Below are 2,411 nucleotides of genomic sequence, written 5' to 3'. Positions count from 1 at the left end.
GGGCAGGACCGGTCCGTCGAGGCCCTCGAAGGACACCTGCACGGCGCCGGCCTTCACGCCGGCCTTGTCGAGCACGGCCTTGAGCGGCACGCCGGTCCAGCGGGCGCAGCCCATGGCGCCGTTGGCGAGCTGGCCGCCGGCGATGCGCGGCTCGAAGAAGCCGCGGGAATTGCCCGAGCACTGGTTGACCGCGACGATCTCGGTCTGCGGCATCGCCTTGAGGTCGGCGAGCGACAGGGAAAGCGGGCGCTCGACCTGTCCGGTCACCGCGACCCGGAAGGCGCCGGCGTCGATCTCGGTCGGGATGTCGGCGAGATGGTAGCGCACGAAGAACGCGTCGTTCGGCGTGATCGCGCCTTCGTCGAAGACCGCGAACGGCGTCTCCAGCTGCGGCGGGCGCGCGGTCATCTGCAGGAGCGGCCTCTTGCCCGGATAGGCCACGAGCGGCCGCTCGCCGTTGCCGAAGGGCAGCGTCGCGGTGTCGCCCGCCCGTGCGCGCGGCACGCCCCCGGCGGCGGCGAGGGCGCCGAGCGCGGTCAGCCGCATGAAGTCCCGTCTTCCGCGATCGGTCATGGCGCGCTCCTCGTTCAGGCTGTCGCAGCGGCGTTCCGGTTCGGCGCGCCCCGCCTTCGACCGCGGGGCGACGCCTCGGAGGGGATCCCGGTCAGCGAAGGACCGAGAGGTAGTGGATGTCCTGCGTCAGGCAGGTCGAGAGGCGCCACTCGACCGGCCGCTCCTCGAGATCGATGGCGACGCGGTCGATCTCCAGGGCGGGGGTCCCGGCGGGCACCTGGAGCAGCGCCGCCTCGCGGGGCCCGATCGCCACGGCCTTCAGGCGCTCGTTGGCGGTGGCGATCGTGATGCCGTAGCGAGCGGCGTAGAGGCTGTAGAGGGTGTTCGGCAGCTCGAGCTGGGCGATGCCGGGGAACAGGCCGGCGGGCACGCTGATCGTCTCGACCACGCACAGCTTCGCGTCGACGGCGCGCACGCGCTCGATCCGGACCACGCGGGCGGACCGCACGAGGTCGAGGCGCCCGCGCTCGTCGGCGCTGGCGATCGCCTCCGCGATCCCGGTGACCCGGCTCGTGGGCATGCCGGTGCCGTCGCCGTCCGGCCGCAGCTTCAGGAAGCGGAACACGCTCTGCTTGTCGTCGTGATCGGCCACGAAGGTCCCGCGGCCCTGGCGGCGCACCAGCAGGCTGTCGGCGGTGAGCGCGTCGAGGGCCTTGCGCACCGTCCCCTGGCTGACGCCCAGCTCGACGGCGAGCTGCCCCTCGCTGGGCAGGATCTGGCCGGGCTGCCAGACCGCGTCGGCCAGGCGCTTCAGCAGGGTGTCGTAGACCTGCCGGTAGAGCGGGCGGAAGCCGACCGGGCGGGCGCCTCCCGAATCTGCGCGCCCCGAACCTGCCTGCCCTTCGCCTGACCGTTCCATCGCGTGACGACGCAGAGCCCCATCCGTGGGTAGAGCGTCGAAGGTTGTGTCCAGCACCTCTCCCTCCTCTGGCTTACGTGGCTCTGCCGATGGGAGCAATCACAGGTTTTTCCTCCGCACAGGCGATCCGCGTCACAGCGCCCGGATCTCGGCGACGAGGGCTTCGGCGACGTCGAGGCCCGCCTCGGCGGCCCGGCGACGGAGTGCGAGCCGGCGGCTGCCCGGGAGCCGGGCGCCGTCCTGCGTCTCGATCGCGTCCGCCAGCGCCGCGAAGCGCTCCGGCGCGTCCGGGCTGAGCGCCGTCGCGTCGAGGACGAGGATCAGCTGCCCGGTGCCCGGCGGGTCGCCCGCGGCGTCGAGGAACGAGGAGGCCTCGCCGGCGAAGCGCGCGCCGACGAGGCCGGCGGCGAGCAGCTCCACCATCAGGGCGAGCGCCGTGCCCTTGGCGTCGCCCAGCGGCACCATGGTGCCGTCGAGGGCCGCCTTGGCATCGGTCGTCGGGCGCCCCTCCGCGTCGAGGGCCCAGCCCTCGGGGATCGGCTCGCCGCGCTTGGCCGCCCCGACGATGTTGGCGCGGGCCACCTTCGACAGGGCGAGGTCGACGACGATCGGCGCGCGGCCCGGCAGCGGGCAGGCGAAGGCCAGCGGGTTGGTGCCGAACACCGCCTGACGACCGCCCCAGGGCGCCATCGCGGCGGGCGTGTTGGCGAAGAGCAGGGCGACGCAGCCCTGCTCGGCCAGGGCCTCCACCGGGCGTCCGGCCGCGCCGCAATGGTGCGAGCGGCGGATGCCGGCCGCCGCCACGCCCTGCTGGCGGGCGAGGTCCGGCAGCGCCTCCAGGGCGAGGTCGATGGCCGGGTAGGCGAAGCCGTGGGCGGCGTCGACCGCGAGCAGGCCCGGCCGCGGGCGCTCCGCCCGCGGGACCGCGTCGCCCGCGACCTTGCCGGCACGCACCTGCGCCGGGCACGCACCTGCGCCG

At 74.6% G+C, this 2,411-nt stretch carries 3 protein-coding genes; all 3 read right to left on the bottom strand.

Features of this window, described 5'->3' with window-relative positions; all coding sequences use genetic code 11:
- Nucleotides 1-573 (bottom strand): molybdopterin-dependent oxidoreductase (locus AC1DXK_RS30820; RefSeq protein WP_477299696.1); only part of this gene is annotated, 573 nt, incomplete at its 3' end.
- Between the two features lie 91 nt (nt 574-664).
- Nucleotides 665-1,489 carry a GntR family transcriptional regulator gene (locus AC1DXK_RS30815; RefSeq protein WP_457108617.1) on the bottom strand — a complete coding sequence of 275 codons (825 nt, stop codon included), beginning with the start codon at nt 1,487-1,489 and terminating at the stop codon, nt 665-667.
- 75 nt (nt 1,490-1,564) lie between these two features.
- The coding region (locus AC1DXK_RS30810) for an Ldh family oxidoreductase (protein ID WP_477299695.1) at nt 1,565-2,411 on the bottom strand (847 nt) is incomplete at its 5' end.

Source organism: Methylobacterium sp. P3_A11 (assembly GCF_056403155.1).
This window is presented reverse-complemented; position numbering and strand designations above follow the sequence as displayed.